This window comes from Neobacillus sp. DZ-9 (genome assembly GCF_059587065.1).
Window position 1 is genome coordinate 477681 of sequence record NZ_JCAIOL010000004.1, and the last position, 15739, is coordinate 493419.

A 15739-nucleotide genomic window follows, 5' to 3' on the forward strand; every position below is an offset into this window, starting at 1 on the left:
AGTGATCATACGTGATGCTAATGATGAGGAACTGCCGTATATTCGAGAACAGCGAGTTATTTCCTACGAGGAACATGCAAAAAAAATTCCCGATGGGCATTGGCAGGCATTGAAACGAGGCATTTTATCAGAGAGCGATACTAACCCAGATGTCGAGAGGATTGTGGCTGTTGTAGATGGTGCCATACTAGGGAGTGTCGTTTTGTTTCCTGCCAAATCGAATGCCTATGACGGATTTGTGGAAGAACTGGATTATCCGGAAATCCGTATGCTTGCGGTTTCCCCGCAAGCAAGGGGCAAAGGGGTAGCAACAGCTTTGATTAATGAATGTATAGGACGGTCGAAGGCAAAAGGACATAAAGCAATTGGACTTCATACGGGAGAATTTATGGATGATGCGATGAGATTGTATGAACGCCTTGGCTTTGAACGAGTGCCCCAATTGGATTTTGTGCCAGCGGATGATGGGATCGTGGTAAAGGCATTCCGGTTAGTTTTTAAAGAATAAGAGATTTTTCAAAAACACACTTGACAGGTCGGAAAAGTCAGAATAAAATGGTAATAATTTAAAAGTTTGCCAGGTAATTTAATATTAAGCTGATTGGATAACCAAAGGCTTATACTCACTTGTTGGGTGTAGGCCTTTTTTTGTTCAGAAGGGGGAGTGGATGATATGTTTTATCCGATTAGTAAGGGGAGTCCGCATTGTTGTCAGTTAAAGGGGAATTTTTATTTGAATAAAACCAAGTAAACTTATATGAAATAGGTAGTTTAAAAGGAGAGTGAGAAAATGGCAATAGTGGATCAAGAGAAAGCTAATTTTATTTTATCAACTTTAAAAAATATGGAGTATGGTTCTGTAATTATAACCGTTCATGAAGGTAATATCACACAAATAGATAAGACAGAGAAAATGCGCTTTGCCTCTAAAAGCGCGAGGGTAAAGAACCAAAAGTGACCACACTATGTAAACCGTACTCTTACAAACAAGGTTGCCGATCAGTCGTACTGAAGGCTGCTTATTTTTAGATAATGCTAATGGAGCATACTGCCTGATAAAGGCAACATCTCTTTATGCATTGAGCTAAAATAGGCAGCCTTTTTTATTAGAAAAAAGGGGGATTAACAATGTTATTAAGTCGAAAAATTGCTTACAAATTATCATTCTTTCTCATGCTTTTTGCTCTTGTTCTTGCGGGATGCAGCAGCAATGAGGCAGGCAGTCAGCCTGCCAAGAAAACGGAGGATGCGGCTAAAAAGAAACAGCCGATTGAATTATTAAATGTTTCCTATGACCCAACTCGAGAGCTTTACGAGGAGGTTAATGCGGAATTCGCGAAGGATTGGGAGAAGAAAACTGGCCAGAAGGTTACGATTCAACAGTCACATAGCGGTTCAGGGAAACAGGGGCGGGCTGTCATTGACGGCCTTGAAGCAGACGTCGTGACGCTTGCCTTAGCTTATGATATCGATGAAATCGCAGACAAGGGCGGCTTACTTTCAAAGGATTGGCAAAAGAAGCTGGACGATAATTCCACACCTTACACGTCCACGATTGTTTTTCTTGTTAGAAAGGGAAATCCCAAGGGCATAAAGGATTGGGATGACTTAACGAAAAAAGGCGTTTCCGTCATCACGCCGAATCCGAAGACTTCAGGTGGAGCGAGATGGAATTATTTGGCTGCCTGGGCTTATGCACAGGAAAAATTCGGCGGTGATGAAACAAAGATCAAAAACTTCATGAGCCAATTATATAAAAATGTTGAAGTGCTGGATTCTGGAGCACGTGGAGCAACGACGACATTTGTTGAACGCGGTATTGGTGACGTTTTAATAGCTTGGGAGAATGAGGCATTCTTGACGCTAAATGAGTTAGGCAAGGACAAGTTTGAGATAGTTGTTCCATCCCTAAGTATACTCGCAGAACCGCCGGTTGCCGTGGTCGATAAAGTGGTGGATAAAAAGGGAACAAGAGAAGCGGCAGAGGCTTATTTGAAATTCTTATACACCGATAAAGGACAGGAGATTGTTGCCAAAAATTATTATCGCCCGCGCAATCAAGACATTCTCGCCAAGTACGCGGATGTTTTTCCAAAAATTAATCTTGTAACGATTGATGACTATTTTGGAGGCTGGAAAAAAGCACAGGAAAAGCACTTTAATGATGGTGGAACGTTTGATCAAATTTATCAACCGAAATAATTTTGTAGAGTTTATAGAAAGATGAGCCCTTTCATTTCCCCAAACAGGAAAAAAAGAGCTTAAAGGGTAAATGAAGTGGTTCATTTACCCAAAAAGTTTAAAGCGGAAGGGGTCAACCTCATGTTTCGTTCCTTAAAAAGGAATCATGTGCTTCCCGGATTTGGTCTTTCACTGGGATTTACGATGTTTTACATTAGTTTTCTCGTCATTCTGCCATTATCGATGATATTCATTAATTCTGCTGATGCCCCGTGGTCAAAAGTTTGGCAGACAATTTCTGAGCCAAGGGTCGTGGCTTCCTATCAGCTCAGTATTGGTGCCTCCTTACTGGCAGCGGTTATCAATGTTGTATTCGGTGTTTTAATCGCATGGGTGTTGGTTCGCTATCGTTTTCCGGGGGGACGAATCATTGATGGGCTGGTCGATTTGCCCTTCGCCTTGCCGACGGCGATTGCTGGTATTGCTTTAACGACATTGTACACGGAAAATGGCTGGATTGGAAAATTCCTGGGATTTAAAGTGGCGTTTACACCACTAGGCATTACCATTGCCTTAACCTTTATCGGCTTACCATTTGTTGTTCGCACCGTACAGCCTGTGCTGCAGAGCCTAGAAAAAGAAATCGAAGAGGCCTCTGCAAGTTTGGGGGCGAACCGACTGCAAACTTTTGTAAAAGTACTCTTCCCAGAGCTGCTGCCGGCGGCACTTACAGGTTTCGCACTAGCATTTGCCCGGGCCTTGGGCGAGTACGGTTCTGTAGTTTTTATCGCTGGAAATATGCCGATGCGCACAGAAATAACCCCGCTGTTAATCATGACCAAACTGGAACAATATGACTACGCGGGAGCTACTGCCATTGCTGCCGTGATGCTTGTTTTTTCTTTCATTATGTTATTTATGATTAATTTATTGCAGTGGTGGACTAATCGAAAGTTTATTTAGCGAAATTCGGCAAGATAACAGATCATGAAAGAATTCTACGTGACCGAAAACGGTTAGAAACAGGGAAAAGGGTAACGTAGAAAGACTCTACGTGACCGAAAAGAGTTTGAAGCAGGGAAAAGAGTAACGTAGAAAGGGTCTACGTGACCGAAAAGAGTTTGAAGCAGGGAAAAGGGTAACGTAGAAAGGGGCTACGTGACCGAAAAGAGTTTGAAACAGGGAAAAGGGTCACGTAGAGAGACTCTACGTGACCAAAAAGGTTAGAAACAAAGAAATGGTAATGTATAGCAAACAATAATCAAAAAAATTTTTTAATAAGCAAGGAGGAAAACGATGGCCGGACATGTTTCTTTGCAATATTCAACCGCTCCACAACAAAACCAAATCCAAAACCAAGATACAGACCCTCGCTGGGTGCGCTGGTTCCTAATCTCAATCGCCTTGGCATTCATATGTTTGTTTTTGCTTTTACCGCTTGCAGCGATTTTTATAAAAGCCTTCGAAAAAGGTATACCTGTTTTTCTAAATGCGATAAGCGACCCCGACGCCTTAGCGGCCATTAAGCTAACTGCTACAATAGCCATAATTACCGTTCCACTGAATGCCATCTTTGGTGTTACGGCTGCCTGGGTCGTGACCAAATTCCAATTCAAAGGCAAAAGCCTTCTCATTACCATAATAGACCTGCCCTTCGCAATCTCTCCTGTCATCGCAGGTTTGGTATTTGTCTTATTATTCAGTGCCCACGGTCTGTTTGGACAGTGGCTGCTGGAACATAATATCAAAATCATTTTTGCCGTACCGGGAATTGTACTTGCGACTCTTTTGGTGACTCTGCCATTTGTCGCCCGGGAGCTGATACCATTGATGCAGACGCAAGGAACCGCCAATGAAGAAGCTTCCATGACACTAGGTGCCAGCGGCTGGAAAACATTTTGGCTGGTGACCCTGCCGAATATCAAATGGGGACTTTTGTATGGCATTATTTTGTGTTCTGCTCGAGCGATTGGAGAGTTCGGCGCCGTTTCGGTTGTGTCTGGACATATTCGCGGAGTGACCAATACGATGCCGCTTCATATTGAAATTTTATATAATGAATATCAATTTTCTGCGGCCTTTGCTGTCGCATCGTTAATGTCGTTATTCGCTATCTTTACCTTGATCATAAAAAATGTAATTGAATGGAAAGCGAAGGGAGTTTCCTAAAAATGAGCATCCAAATTCAAAACATCTCAAAATCATTCGGCACCTTTAACGCCCTTGAAAATGTTAATATCGATATTCAAACAGGAGAACTCGTTGCCCTTCTTGGCCCGTCCGGCTCGGGAAAAACTTCCTTGCTAAGGATTATTGCTGGTTTAGAAACGGCAAATCAGGGAGCCATTCTTTTCGGGAATGAAGATATGACCCACATCCATACCAAGGAGCGTAAAGTCGGGTTTGTGTTCCAGCATTATGCCTTGTTCCGCCATATGACCGTATTTGATAATATCGCCTATGGGTTAAAGGTGCGTCCTAGAAAAATAAGACCTTCCAAACAAGAAATAAAAGACAAGGTCTATGAATTACTGAAACTAGTAAAGCTCGAGGCTTATGCCGACCGCTATCCATCCAATTTGTCTGGCGGACAGCGGCAGCGGGTCGCACTTGCAAGAGCCTTGGCAGTTGAACCCAAGGTCCTTCTATTAGATGAGCCATTTGGTGCCTTGGATGCAAAGGTTCGGAAAGATCTTCGCAGGTGGCTTCGAAAGCTGCATGATGATTACCAGATTACTAGTATTTTTGTGACGCATGATCAAGAGGAGGCACTTGATGTTGCGGATCGGATTGTTGTTATGAATGAAGGGAAAATTGAGCAGATTGGTACACCTGAAGAAGTCTATGAAAATCCAAATAGTCCATTTGTTTATCATTTCTTAGGTAATGTTAATTTATTTAAGGGGCGTTTGCATAATGGGAAACTGCGCCATGGGAATTTTGAGGTCGACGCACCGCCTGAATTTGCGGAATCGATGAATACGGATGCAGTTGGCTATGTCCGGCCCTATGATATCAGCATTGAACGAGCAAAAAGCCTTGATTCAGTTGCTGCAAAAATCAGCTATATCCATTTGGTTGGAGCGGTGGTCCAGCTTGAACTTATTCGAAAAGATAACGGTGATTTTTTAGAAGCGGAATTAACAAAAGAACGCTATCGAAGCCTCAATCTAAAAACTGGGGAAGATGTGTACGTAAAACCAAAACAGTTGAAGGTTTTTATACCGGACGATTTTTCAATTTAAAAACAAGCAGATTGCTGCTTGTTTTTTCCATTTCTCCACTTAACCTTGTAAAATAAAAGGTAAGGGAGGTCATTTATATGGATGTAATTGATAAAGCACTTCAAGTTGCTAGTATAGCACACCAAAACCAATGCAGGAAAAATACCGATATACCTTATATCGCCCACCCTGCTGCAGTCGGGATGCTGGTATTGAAGGCGGGGTACAGCGATGACGTCGTCGCAGCGGCGATCCTGCACGATACTGTTGAAGATACAGAACTTACATTAGAAGATATTGTGCGGGAATTTGGAGCGAAAATTGCTGAAATTGTGGCAGGCTGCTCCGAACCAGATAAATCACAGCCTTGGAAAGCTAGGAAGGAACATACGATAGAATTTTTAAAGACCGCTTCTGTAGGAATTCGTGCAGTAGTCTGTGCTGATAAACTCCACAATGTCCGCTCCATTTTAAATGATTATGAACAGGTTGGCGACAAGGTATGGGACAGGTTTAATGCCGGAAAGGATCAGCAAAAGTGGTATTATACGAATATCGTAAAAAGCCTGGGCAGCCAATCAACTTTTTCTCTGTTAGAGGACTTAACAATAGAAGTGGATCAATTATTTCGCAAGGGGGATTAAGGGTGGAAATTAGATTGCTAACTTCAGCTGATGCTGAAAAGTATTGGGGTTTAAGGTTAGAAGCATTAAAACAAAATCCAGAGGCCTTTTTAACAAGTTATGAAGATGCAATGAAAAGAGAAAACCCGATTGAACAGACAGCCCGTAACTTTAGTCAGCCAGGGAACTATACGTTTGGTGCGTTTGAAAATGGGGAGCTGATTGGTGTCGTCACATTACTGCAAGAACAGGCGGAAAAAATCAGGCACCGGGCCAATATCTATGCTATGTATGTAACGCAGTCAAAACGCGGCTCAGGTGTCGGCGAGACACTGATGACCGAGGCTATAAAGAAAGCAAAATCAGTCGCAGCAATTGAAAAAATAAACTTATCTGTTATGGCCAGTAATGAAAAGGCAAAAAAGCTCTATACAAAATTAGGATTTAAAGAGTATGGATATGAGGAAAAGGCCATGAAAATAAATGGCGTATATTATGCAGATGAGCATATGGTATTGCATTTATAAATCATCGAAATTTAACAAAGTCGATTCATGAGGAGAGAAATTATGTGTTAAAATGGCTTTGTAGAGATTGGAGGTCGTCTAAAAAATGATTACATTCTACAAAGTCATTGTTTTCATTCATATTTTTTCAGCCATAATCGGAATGGGACCGGGCTTTATCCTGACAACCGTTGTTAAATCCGGAAATACCATGACTGAATTGCGGCATTCCTATAAAATTAGGCATAAGTTACATATTTATGTGATGATTGGCGGTACGCTTTTGCTTGTGACAGGTTTAACTATGGGCTTCCTCAATCCAAGCCTGTTTCGGATGGGATGGTATGTCATTAGTCTTATTCTATTTTTGGTGGCTCTTGCGTCTGGACCGCTCCTGCTGTCACCAAGGTCTAAACCGGTTAAAGCCCTATTAGAATCCCATAAGGGTGATGATATCCCTGAGGAATATTGGCGCTTAGCCAAAGCCCTTTTCCGAACTGAAAACGTGGCAAATGTTATTTTTATCGTTATCATTATCCTTATGATATTAAAACCATTTTAATCAAACAGGTATGGCGATTAATCCGCCATACCTGTTTTGTTGAGGTCTGAAAATAGATAGGAAAGCATGCCGGGAATTCTTTTTCTAAAAAATTCATAGCGGTGTTCCGCACCTTCAATAAGCTCAAAATGTAAGTTTTCCACTTTGCTTTTCAACATATCATAAACACTGTTCGTAAGACTAAGAAACAGCTGGTTCATTTCCTCGTCTTCGCCGACTTCCTTTGTGCCAAAGTCCATGTAAAATTTCTCGATGGCGGAGAGGGCGGAGTTCCTTAAAAGTTTCTCGATTTCTTCCTAGTTACGGTAAAAACCAGGCGAAATAGCGGCGATTCTTTTAAAGATATGAGGATACTTGCAAGCAGCATATGTAGAAATATGACCGCCTAGAGAAATGCCTGCCATCGAAGTATGGTCCGTAACCGTTCTGTATTTCTTATCGATGAGCGGTTTCAGTTCATGGAGGATGAAGTCCAGATATTCTTCGCCTCTGCCGCCTGAAGGGCTGGTGTACCCTAAAACTTTCTTACTTATTTCACCGTTCACCCATGGACAATATTCATTTACCCGCTCCTCGCCCTCAGGGTTCAAGTCAATCGCAACGACAATAATGTCAAGACCAGTTTGTTCCAAGTGGTCCTTCATTCCTAACGATATCCCTCGTATAGCCCCTTCGTCTTCAAAAACATTTTGTCCATCGTGCATATACAATACAGGATAGCGTCGTTCATATTCGTTATAGCTTTCCGGCAGATAGACTCTTATCATTCTTTCTTGTTTAAAGGAGGACATATAAACAGGGAAATTTTCCAGCACAATCGTTCACCTCTATTAGTCTAGTAATCTAAATTTACCATAATTTTTTAAGATTTTTACAAATTTTAGCTCATCATCTAAAATAAGGATAAAGGGGGAGTGGTATTTTGGTATTAGTAATTTTAGCTGCAGGACTCTTGGTAACGGCAGGAATTATTACGCTGGTCCTGAAAGGCAGGACAAAATTAGCAAAAGAAAATATCCCTGACCGTCTAGGTGCCCTTGAACATGTACCCATCCAGCCGTTGCTTGAAAAATTTAATGCCGCTATAGATGATGATTATATCCAGCAAGTTAAACAGCGGTTCCTTCAGGAGAATCCGAAACGAACTGAAGATGAATTTGAATGGCGGCTGTTCGAGTTAAAAAGGTATTTTGTACTGACGAATCTCTTAAAACAAACGCCTATGTTTAGTGAAGAGGTCGATGAAATCTGGCATGCTATGCTGCTTTTTACACAAAAATATCAGTCGTTTTCAGAGAAATTTATGGGGGAAATGCTTCACCACACGCCTAACACGAGCCCCAAACCTGCTCCGCAGGAACGTGCCTTTTTTGATTGGGTCTTCTCGCAGTTGTTTCAAATTACGGAATATAGCTGGAAATCGTGGGGGAGTTTTTTCAAACATCCGATGGACACCGCGGTTTTAAAGGACTTTAGACAAGGTAGTAATTTATGGCTTCGAGAAAAATATTTTAATATAAATGAAGATAATAAAGAATTGGTTGATTATTTGATTGCTCAAATGAAAGAGCAATTGAATGAAGCTGAAAAAATCTATCAGGAAGATAAGAAAGGGACATTCACAAGGCAGCGGACATTTGGGGAAATGACTTCATTGTCCCTTACGATGGTCTTTTTCTCCTATTATTATTTTGATGATTATTGGAACTATACGAAAGCTTATGCCTATGCGAATGCAGAAATTTCCACGAGCGGATGCACTACCGCCATGTTTTGTGGAACGGGTTCCTCTACAGACGGTTCAGGTGACAGCGGTGGCAGCCACCATGGAGGAGGGGATCACGGCGGTTCAAGCTGCTCTAGTTGTTCAAGCTGCGGCGGGGGATGCTCATCTTAGGCCAGGATATGATAATATTACCTTTATAACCTTTTAGGAGATGGTTTCATGATCAAATATAAAAGCCTCCATCACGTCAGTCTTTCGGTGACAGATTTAGAACGAGCAAAAGCTTTTTACGGAAAAATTTTATGTTTGAAAGAAATTGAGCGCCCTGATTTTGATTTTCCAGGTGCTTGGTATGAAATAGAGGGGAAGCAGCTTCACCTAATTGTGCATCCGTCATCACAGACGATTCGACAGGATAAAAGCCTATCAAGTAGAGAAGGTCACTTCGCGCTAAGGGTGGAAAACTATCATGAAACGCGAAATTGGTTAAGAAAAAATGAGATTGAGATTCTAGAAAAGCCCAATAGCAAAAGTGGATTCGCACAAATCTTCTGCGCGGACCCTGATGGGAATTTAATTGAATTAAATGTAGATCAAAAGGAATTGTAATACAAAAAAACAAGCAGTTGTTCGATCTAACAACTGCTTGTTTTTTCAGCTAAGCCTCATTATTTAATGCTACTTTTTCCTTCAATTCTTCTTCTTCCCAGCCCTTACAAACATCAACCCAATTCTTGGCAAGTGAATATTGAAACATTTCATCATTCGTCAACTCGATTGCAGAGTTGGAGCTCCCGCAAGCTGGAAATAGGGTTTCGAACCGTTTCATGGAGACATCTAAGTAAACATCGAGCTCATTTTTTAAGCCAAAAGGACAAACTCCGCCGATAGCATGTCCGGTTTGATCGAGGACCTCATCGGGAGTAAGCATGCGCGCTTTGAAGCCGAAGGTTTGGCGAAATTTCTTGTTATCGATTTTGGCATCCCCTGCGGCCACGACCAAAATTGCTTGATCGTCTTCTCCGCGAAAGGACAAAGTTTTCGCAATTCGGGCAGGAATTACGCCAATTGCTTCGGCTGCCAGTTCTACAGTAGCACTTGAGGTTTCAAACTCCATCATATCTTGTTCACGATTCCATTGTTTAAAATGCGCTTTTACACTTTCAAATGACAACGTATTTCATCCTTCCTCTAATGGTGTTATGGAAAATCATAACACATATTAAAAAAAGAAGGAAAAAGCTGACTTATAAAATGGAAAGTGTAGTATTAAAATAGAATTATTGAAAGAAGGGGGTCGTGAAAATGGACAGGAACAAATTTTCAGCGATTGCTCATCGTGATCATGCTTTTTATAACCCGATGAGTGAAAAAAAGATGATGAAAATGATAGGTATGCTCTCGGTAAAACAGCAGGATAAGGTAATTGATATTGGTGCTGGCCGCTGTGAGCTCTTGATTCGACTAGTGGAAAATTACCAGGTATCTGCTACAGCTGTTGAGTTGTACGCTGGGGCAATTGAGGAAGCAAAAAGACGTGCAAGCAGCAGGATTCCTGAGGGAAGCATTGAGTTTATTGTAGATGATGCTGGTGCTGCAGTCGAAAAATGTGAATCAGGGAGTTATGATTTAGGAATTTGTATTGGATCGACACACGCTTTAGGCGGGCTGGAGTCTACTTTGGAGACAATGAAGCGTCTCGTCCGCAAAAATGAGTTCATTTTAATAGGGGAAGGTTACTGGAAGCAGACTCCAAGTGCAGAGTATTTGGCGGCACTTGGGGGAGCGGAGGAATCTGAACTCAGGAGCCATGCAGAGAATGTGAAAGCTGGCGAGGAATTAGGCTTAGTTCCGTTATGGTCGTATGTGGCCAGCGAAGAGGATTGGGACGAATATGAATGGCTCTATTCCATGTCGGTTGAGAATTATTGTCTGGAGAATCCGGAAGACCCAGACCATGATGCAATGCTGGAGCGAATCCGTGCCTGGCGCCGCACCTATTTAACGTGGGGCAGGGATACGTTGGGATTTGGATTGTATTTGTTTCGGAACTGATACATGGTTGTGATTTTGTATCTGGCATTAAGAGAGGTTCATAATGCCCGTTAGGCTAAAAAAATAGGGTTGATAGGCATTAAGAGAGGTTCATAATGCCCGTTAGGCAAAAAAATAGTGCTGATGGGCATTAAGAGAGGTTCATAATGCCCGTTAGGCAAAAAAAAATAGTGCTGATGGGCATTAAGAGAGGTTCATAATGCCCGTTAGGCTAAAAAAAGAGGGTTGATGGGCATTAAGAGAGTTTTATAAAGCCCGTTAGGCTAAAAAAATAGAGTTGATGGGCATTAGGAGAGGTTCATAATGCCTGTCTGGATAAAAAAATAGGGGTGATGGGCATTATAAGCTAGATAATGATTGTTAATTCCTTTAATTATCGTGATGCCCCTTGAAATCCCTATTTTTCCAACTGCAATCACAATTAGCTTTTAACTTATTATTAAAAGTCTGACCCCTTTGGACACTATCGCAGCCACTCTCTTTCATTTTATAACTCACAGCTTGACTAGGCCCCGAATACACTAAGAAAAAGCGGTTTTATGCATAATGGAGGGGAACAACTTGAAGGTTTTTCAAGTAAAGGGGATACCAGAGAATAAAGTAGAGCTTTTGGAAATGACACCAGACGGAAAAGTGAAGGTTCGAAATTTAATCACTAACGATATCATTGAAACAACGCAGCTGGCTTTTGATATGGCATTTGAGCCATCAGATTATTCATTCCTTTCGGTAAAGGGCCAGAAAATTACTCAGAAAGCAACAAAGATGGAAATTGACGCGATGATTGAAAAGGCAAAAGTTGAAATAATCCAGATCTTTGGAAAGTGCACCATCATGGCTGTCCAGCTGCCAAATGGTTTTGTCCTGACGGAATCTTGTGTCTCAACAGATAAAGAATTAAATAAGCAGTATTGTTTAGAGCGTATCAAAAATAAAATCTTGGAATTGGAAGCTTACAAATTTAAAAGCTTAACAACTGAATAACGCCCTTTTCCAAAAAACTACAATATTTCTCTTGATTCTTTGAATCGAATCAAGTAGTATAAAACATACGATATAACGAAAGGGTGACCATAAAGCCAATGATCTACTAAACCTATTTTTAGAAAAAAATTTCGTATAAAACGGATATATTTTTTCTGGATAGGTTTAGTGCGGGCTTTTATAGGCAATAGGGGAGTACAAGTAATGAACGGAGTACTCTGCCCTGTTGCCTCAAAGTGCCTCCTATCCAGATTGATGGATAAGGAGGTTTTTTTATGACGGAAACAACTAACCAGGGACTATCAATGGGGGCATTATTCCGTAATCAAGTCATTCGCACCATTTTGCTTTCTACTTTCTTTTTGCAAATTGGTATTTGGGTGCGCAACTATTCGATTTTATTATTTGTAATTGAGCAGACAAATGAGGACCCAGTGGCGGTCTCACTTATATCAGTTGCTGAATTCGCACCAATCTTTCTCTTTTCCTTTATCGGGGGCACTTTTGCTGACAGGTGGCGTCCGAAACGGACAATGGTTTGGTGCGATTTGCTCAGCGCCCTTTCTATTTTTGTAGTATTATTAACACTCGTCCTAGGAAGCTGGAAGGCTATTTTCTTTGCAACACTGGTTTCCTCGATTCTTTCCCAGTTTTCGCAGCCTTCGGGAATGAAGCTGTTCAAGCTTCATGTGAGGGAAGAAATGATTCAGATGGGGATGTCCATGTATCAAACGCTGTTTGCAGTGTTTATGATCCTAGGACCAATTATTGGAACGTTTGTTTTCCAGCATTACGGCATTAACGCAGCGATTGCGATCATGGGTGTTGCCTTTATTCTATCTGCTGTGATTTTGATGCTGCTGCCGCCAGACCGCGAAATAGTGGAAAAGAAAGAAAAAACCACACTCGTCGAAGAAATGAAGGCAGGGTTCCGTTATGTGTTGAACAGTAAAGCACTTACGTTACTTGGAGGCTGCTTTGCTGCAGCTGGCTTGGCGCTGGGCCTGACACAGCCGCTTGCGATTTTCCTCATTACCGAAAAACTAGGTTTGCCAAAAGAGCAGCTGCAATGGCTGATGGCTGCTTTCGGCGCAGGAATGATTTTAGGAGGAGGTCTCACAATGGGACTCGCGAAAAAAACTCCTCCGCAAATTCTGCTTGCCATTGGTATGACTGTGAGTGCCCTAGGGTTTTTTGTGATGGGCCTATCGGAGCAGCTATGGATTACGCTGACAGCACAATTCATTAGCGGTTTGTTTATGCCGTGTATTCACATTGGTATTAATACAATGATTTTGAAAAATACCGATGAAGCCTTTATTGGACGCGTCAACGGAATATTGAATCCCATGTTTATGGGGACAATGGTCATCACCATGACTATGAGCGGCTGGTTGAAGAAGAGCTTATCACTTGTCGCGATGTATGAAGGTTCGGCCTTACTCTTTTTCGTTGGTGTTTTATTCCTCGTGCCACTGTTCAAAGGCTCTTCAGCTTTAATGAAAAAAGGGGAAGAAGTTTAATGAATACAAAAGCAGCTATGCACTTTGCGTAGCTGCCTTTTTGAGTTTAATCCTCAAGGTGCTCCAAATGGTTCAATAGTTGAAAAATTTGCCCTCGGTGATGGGCTTCATGTTCAACTAGATGATATACAACCCACTCGGGGGTTACATCATAGTTTGGCAGAGCTCTTGGCTTTCTCCAATCGTCCATATCCATTGTCCGGAAATGAGTAAGGAAAATTTCACGTATGGAATCCAGTCGATCGAAATGAGCTTCAATGGTTTCACCTTGAAAATGTGCTAATTCTCCTGAGGAATTCCGGTGTTCTAATGGAAACATAGCTTGTACATCAGACGGCCATCCTGAACAAAGGACTTCTTCATATAACCAATCTGCTTCAATTAGCGCAATATGGTAAAGCAGGCTTCCAATTGAATGTCTACCGTCCAGCCTTCTATCAATCAATTCCTGACTCAGTCCAGCTAATCGTTCTTTAATAGTGCGCCGGACATCTTCTAAAGACCAGAGCCAACGACCGATTTCTGGTTCATAGCCAGGTAATGGCATCATCAATAAAGACCTTCTATTCATCCTATCACTCTCCTTCACCGTTCAGTATTCTCCTAAAAAAATTGTATTCCTGCTTTTGGGTGAGAAGAAATAATATAAAAAATCGTAGGGAGACACTACGATTTTTTAGCCAGCATTTCTAGTCTTCCCACCGTTTCACCTAGAAAGTTCTCAATAGTCATGGCATGAAAATTGGCATACTCCTGAGCTTTCTCTTTATATTCTTGTTCCGCGACACTTACCTGATGCTGTGCCAAATAAGAACTAATCGCTAGGGAAGGAACTATCGTTAGCAGAATATATATGAGCCATTTATTTTTAAAAAGTAAAGTTAAAAACCGAAGGAAAGCCAAAAGGATCTACTCCTCAATATGTATATACTATTATCTTTATTATATAACTTTCTGCTAATGCTTGTCTTGAAACTGGGGATTTGCCAATTCATTTTTATCAGACAATCATATTTTAATATAAAGTAATTGGTATGGAGGTGTAAGTTTTGCAAGACAGAAGCCGAAGTGGTCTTTTTTCCTTCTGCATTTTTCCTGGATACCGTTGGTGCGGACCTGGATGCAGCGGGCCAGGCGCCCCGATTAATGATGTGGATGCGTGCTGCCAAAAACATGACCAATGTCTAGATAAAGGGATATCACCTTGTCAATGTGATGAAGAATTCATGGATTGCCTTCATAATAAAAGAAATAGAGAAACCGATAAAGGCAGAAAAGCAGCACTAATGTATGACTTTATGAAAGTGAGGTCCGCGTTTACTTGCGGAGGCAAGAAAAGGTTTTTATGATTTTCCTAATTGTGGTAAGATGGCAGGATAGTTAAGCCTATCTGTTGAATATAATTACTTGAAAGGAACCATTTTTAAATTTGGGGGTAATACATGTTTATTTTTTGGCCTTTCACCATTATTTCGCTTATCCTCGCCATTATTGCCATAATGTTAAATAAGAGAAAAATTCTTTATATTTCCTCCATTCTTATCTTACCCATGTCCCTTTATCTTGCAGCTACTCCACGTTTCGCAGTATGGGGTTTAATTTTCCCCTTATTATATGTTGTGGCAGGGATATCCCTGAAAAAGAAGACTCGCTGGCATGCCATTTTGTTAGTGGTCCCGAATTATCTATTCTTCACATGGCTGGGATATATTGTGATTAATCAGTAACTGCGATACGTCTTATGTATCGTATTTTCTTGTTCATATATTTTAGAGAGTTATAAGTGAGGGGGGATTTGGGATGGAAAAAACACACGAGACACAACCCATTGAAGCATTTAAAGAGATTGATGATGATAAATTGTATACTCCAATCGAGGAGCTGCAGAAGATAACTGCTGGAGGTGTTTATAAAAGAAACAGCTTTAAAATAAGTTCCTTGCCTAAAGGGATTCGCTACATAGGGTATTTGATTATGGGGTTTAGTATCCTTACTTTTGTAATAGCCATAGTTCTAAATTTATTTTATTAAAATAAATTTAGGCGGTATGGGCTTACATACTTTCGGCGCTGATTTGGACGAATTCGTAGATGCCATTTTTAAAGGACTTAAGGAAGGTAAACTTGAAATTGGTTTTGCCAGATCAGAGAAGGCATTGCGGATGTCGAGAGATGAAATCGATGAAGCAGTAATCGGAATTTATGAAAATACGAAGAATTCAATCAAATAGAGGTTGAAAAAAAGGGTTCGCACATTAAATGTGACCCTTTTTTGCATTTTTAGAGTCATTTTTTTGGTGATCTATTGTTTTATTTGCGAATCCAATTTTCCCTCGCATCTCAGTATGGTGGTTGA

At 41.1% G+C, this 15739-nt stretch carries 23 protein-coding genes; 18 read left to right on the forward strand and 5 right to left on the reverse strand.

The features are described 5' to 3' along the window. Position 1 precedes the first annotated feature (1 nt). The 9 genes from AC59HZ_RS14045 to AC59HZ_RS14085 all read left to right on the forward strand — a co-directional run bounded on the left by AC59HZ_RS14045 (position 2) and on the right by AC59HZ_RS14085 (position 7096). On the forward strand, positions 2-508 hold the full coding sequence (locus AC59HZ_RS14045; protein ID WP_496546429.1) for a GNAT family N-acetyltransferase: 507 nt from the start codon (positions 2-4) through the stop codon (positions 506-508). A 282-nt stretch (positions 509-790) separates the two neighbouring features. After that, positions 791-958 carry a YezD family protein gene (locus AC59HZ_RS14050; RefSeq protein WP_496546430.1) on the forward strand — a complete coding sequence of 56 codons (168 nt, stop codon included), beginning with the start codon at positions 791-793 and terminating at the stop codon, positions 956-958. 170 nt (positions 959-1128) lie between these two features. Further along, on the forward strand, positions 1129-2202 hold the full coding sequence (locus tag AC59HZ_RS14055; protein ID WP_496546431.1) for a sulfate ABC transporter substrate-binding protein: 1074 nt from the start codon (positions 1129-1131) through the stop codon (positions 2200-2202). A gap of 120 nt (positions 2203-2322) precedes the next feature. Beyond that, the gene (cysT, locus tag AC59HZ_RS14060; protein ID WP_496546432.1) at positions 2323-3144 is read left to right on the forward strand and encodes a sulfate ABC transporter permease subunit CysT; all 822 of its coding nucleotides are present in this window, start codon (positions 2323-2325) and stop codon (positions 3142-3144) included. A gap of 333 nt (positions 3145-3477) precedes the next feature. Next, complete coding sequence (cysW, locus tag AC59HZ_RS14065) at positions 3478-4350, forward strand: sulfate ABC transporter permease subunit CysW (RefSeq protein ID WP_496546433.1); 873 nt, start codon at positions 3478-3480, stop codon at positions 4348-4350. Between the two features lie 2 nt (positions 4351-4352). Continuing rightward, positions 4353-5426, forward strand: a complete 1074-nt coding sequence (locus AC59HZ_RS14070; protein ID WP_496546434.1) for a sulfate/molybdate ABC transporter ATP-binding protein — start codon at positions 4353-4355, stop codon at positions 5424-5426. 77 nt (positions 5427-5503) lie between these two features. After that, on the forward strand, positions 5504-6049 hold the full coding sequence (locus AC59HZ_RS14075) for an HD domain-containing protein (RefSeq protein WP_496546435.1): 546 nt from the start codon (positions 5504-5506) through the stop codon (positions 6047-6049). Between the two features lie 2 nt (positions 6050-6051). After that, the gene (locus AC59HZ_RS14080; protein WP_496546436.1) at positions 6052-6555 is read left to right on the forward strand and encodes a GNAT family N-acetyltransferase; all 504 of its coding nucleotides are present in this window, start codon (positions 6052-6054) and stop codon (positions 6553-6555) included. Between the two features lie 85 nt (positions 6556-6640). Continuing rightward, positions 6641-7096: a DUF2269 family protein gene (locus AC59HZ_RS14085; RefSeq protein WP_496546437.1), complete on the forward strand. Its 456-nt coding sequence runs from the start codon at positions 6641-6643 to the stop codon at positions 7094-7096. Between the two features lie 17 nt (positions 7097-7113). Here AC59HZ_RS14085 and AC59HZ_RS14090 read toward each other — a convergent pair whose 3' ends face one another. Then, on the reverse strand, positions 7114-7335 hold the full coding sequence (locus tag AC59HZ_RS14090; RefSeq protein WP_496546438.1) for a hypothetical protein: 222 nt from the start codon (positions 7333-7335) through the stop codon (positions 7114-7116). 57 nt (positions 7336-7392) lie between these two features. Then, positions 7393-7911 (reverse strand): alpha/beta hydrolase, encoded by a 519-nt coding sequence (locus AC59HZ_RS14095; protein WP_496546439.1) that lies wholly within the window; start codon positions 7909-7911, stop codon positions 7393-7395. A gap of 107 nt (positions 7912-8018) precedes the next feature. On the opposite strand from AC59HZ_RS14095, the gene AC59HZ_RS14100 reads away from it, so the two are divergent. Continuing rightward, complete coding sequence (locus tag AC59HZ_RS14100; protein ID WP_496546440.1) at positions 8019-8993, forward strand: UCP032817 domain-containing protein; 975 nt, start codon at positions 8019-8021, stop codon at positions 8991-8993. Between the two features lie 48 nt (positions 8994-9041). Then, complete coding sequence (locus AC59HZ_RS14105) at positions 9042-9431, forward strand: VOC family protein (protein WP_496546441.1); 390 nt, start codon at positions 9042-9044, stop codon at positions 9429-9431. A gap of 49 nt (positions 9432-9480) precedes the next feature. Here the strand turns inward: AC59HZ_RS14105 and AC59HZ_RS14110 are convergent, their stop codons facing one another. Further along, a complete protein-coding gene (locus AC59HZ_RS14110; RefSeq protein ID WP_496546442.1) occupies positions 9481-9996 on the reverse strand; it encodes a YbaK/EbsC family protein in 516 nt (171 codons plus the stop codon). Positions 9997-10127: 131 nt separating this feature from the next. On the opposite strand from AC59HZ_RS14110, the gene AC59HZ_RS14115 reads away from it, so the two are divergent. The 3 genes from AC59HZ_RS14115 (at position 10128) to AC59HZ_RS14125 (ending at position 13384) form a co-directional block, all read left to right on the forward strand. Next, positions 10128-10877, forward strand: coding sequence for an SAM-dependent methyltransferase (locus AC59HZ_RS14115; RefSeq protein ID WP_496546443.1), 750 nt, complete (start codon positions 10128-10130; stop codon positions 10875-10877). A 561-nt stretch (positions 10878-11438) separates the two neighbouring features. After that, positions 11439-11861 (forward strand): hypothetical protein, encoded by a 423-nt coding sequence (locus AC59HZ_RS14120; protein WP_496546444.1) that lies wholly within the window; start codon positions 11439-11441, stop codon positions 11859-11861. A 275-nt stretch (positions 11862-12136) separates the two neighbouring features. After that, on the forward strand, positions 12137-13384 hold the full coding sequence (locus tag AC59HZ_RS14125) for an MFS transporter (RefSeq protein ID WP_496546445.1): 1248 nt from the start codon (positions 12137-12139) through the stop codon (positions 13382-13384). Positions 13385-13430: 46 nt separating this feature from the next. Here AC59HZ_RS14125 and AC59HZ_RS14130 read toward each other — a convergent pair whose 3' ends face one another. Together AC59HZ_RS14130 and AC59HZ_RS14135 are read right to left on the reverse strand one after the other, a co-directional pair. Beyond that, positions 13431-13955 carry a DinB family protein gene (locus AC59HZ_RS14130; RefSeq protein ID WP_496546446.1) on the reverse strand — a complete coding sequence of 175 codons (525 nt, stop codon included), beginning with the start codon at positions 13953-13955 and terminating at the stop codon, positions 13431-13433. Positions 13956-14050: 95 nt separating this feature from the next. Then, positions 14051-14287: a hypothetical protein gene (locus AC59HZ_RS14135; RefSeq protein ID WP_496546447.1), complete on the reverse strand. Its 237-nt coding sequence runs from the start codon at positions 14285-14287 to the stop codon at positions 14051-14053. A 146-nt stretch (positions 14288-14433) separates the two neighbouring features. Here AC59HZ_RS14135 and AC59HZ_RS14140 point away from each other — a divergent pair, with 146 nt between their 5' ends. From AC59HZ_RS14140 to AC59HZ_RS14155, 4 genes are all read left to right on the forward strand, one after another. Next, on the forward strand, positions 14434-14733 hold the full coding sequence (locus tag AC59HZ_RS14140; RefSeq protein ID WP_496546448.1) for a phospholipase: 300 nt from the start codon (positions 14434-14436) through the stop codon (positions 14731-14733). A gap of 93 nt (positions 14734-14826) precedes the next feature. After that, a complete protein-coding gene (locus AC59HZ_RS14145; RefSeq protein WP_496546449.1) occupies positions 14827-15111 on the forward strand; it encodes a hypothetical protein in 285 nt (94 codons plus the stop codon). A gap of 73 nt (positions 15112-15184) precedes the next feature. After that, entirely contained in the window at positions 15185-15415 is a 231-nt protein-coding gene (locus AC59HZ_RS14150; RefSeq protein ID WP_496546450.1) for a hypothetical protein, read from the forward strand. A gap of 16 nt (positions 15416-15431) precedes the next feature. Next, positions 15432-15614: a hypothetical protein gene (locus tag AC59HZ_RS14155; protein WP_496546451.1), complete on the forward strand. Its 183-nt coding sequence runs from the start codon at positions 15432-15434 to the stop codon at positions 15612-15614. The last annotated feature ends 125 nt before the right edge of the window (positions 15615-15739 follow it).

Excerpts from the sequence above, each read along its gene's own strand:
- AC59HZ_RS14055 (WP_496546431.1), top strand. The coding sequence starts at position 1,129 with ATGTTATTAAGTCGAAAAATTGCTTACAAATTATCATTCTTTCTCATG.
- AC59HZ_RS14090 (WP_496546438.1), bottom strand. The coding sequence starts at position 7,335 with ATGGACTTTGGCACAAAGGAAGTCGGCGAAGACGAGGAAATGAACCAG.
- cysW (WP_496546433.1), top strand. The coding sequence starts at position 3,478 with ATGGCCGGACATGTTTCTTTGCAATATTCAACCGCTCCACAACAAAAC.
- AC59HZ_RS14105 (WP_496546441.1), top strand. The coding sequence starts at position 9,042 with ATGATCAAATATAAAAGCCTCCATCACGTCAGTCTTTCGGTGACAGAT.
- AC59HZ_RS14150 (WP_496546450.1), top strand. The coding sequence starts at position 15,185 with ATGGAAAAAACACACGAGACACAACCCATTGAAGCATTTAAAGAGATT.
- cysT (WP_496546432.1), top strand. The coding sequence starts at position 2,323 with ATGTTTCGTTCCTTAAAAAGGAATCATGTGCTTCCCGGATTTGGTCTT.
- AC59HZ_RS14115 (WP_496546443.1), top strand. The coding sequence starts at position 10,128 with ATGGACAGGAACAAATTTTCAGCGATTGCTCATCGTGATCATGCTTTT.
- AC59HZ_RS14085 (WP_496546437.1), top strand. The coding sequence starts at position 6,641 with ATGATTACATTCTACAAAGTCATTGTTTTCATTCATATTTTTTCAGCC.
- AC59HZ_RS14075 (WP_496546435.1), top strand. The coding sequence starts at position 5,504 with ATGGATGTAATTGATAAAGCACTTCAAGTTGCTAGTATAGCACACCAA.
- AC59HZ_RS14155 (WP_496546451.1), top strand. The coding sequence starts at position 15,432 with ATGGGCTTACATACTTTCGGCGCTGATTTGGACGAATTCGTAGATGCC.
- AC59HZ_RS14125 (WP_496546445.1), top strand. The coding sequence starts at position 12,137 with ATGACGGAAACAACTAACCAGGGACTATCAATGGGGGCATTATTCCGT.
- AC59HZ_RS14050 (WP_496546430.1), top strand. The coding sequence starts at position 791 with ATGGCAATAGTGGATCAAGAGAAAGCTAATTTTATTTTATCAACTTTA.
- AC59HZ_RS14070 (WP_496546434.1), top strand. The coding sequence starts at position 4,353 with ATGAGCATCCAAATTCAAAACATCTCAAAATCATTCGGCACCTTTAAC.
- AC59HZ_RS14145 (WP_496546449.1), top strand. The coding sequence starts at position 14,827 with ATGTTTATTTTTTGGCCTTTCACCATTATTTCGCTTATCCTCGCCATT.
- AC59HZ_RS14130 (WP_496546446.1), bottom strand. The coding sequence starts at position 13,955 with ATGAATAGAAGGTCTTTATTGATGATGCCATTACCTGGCTATGAACCA.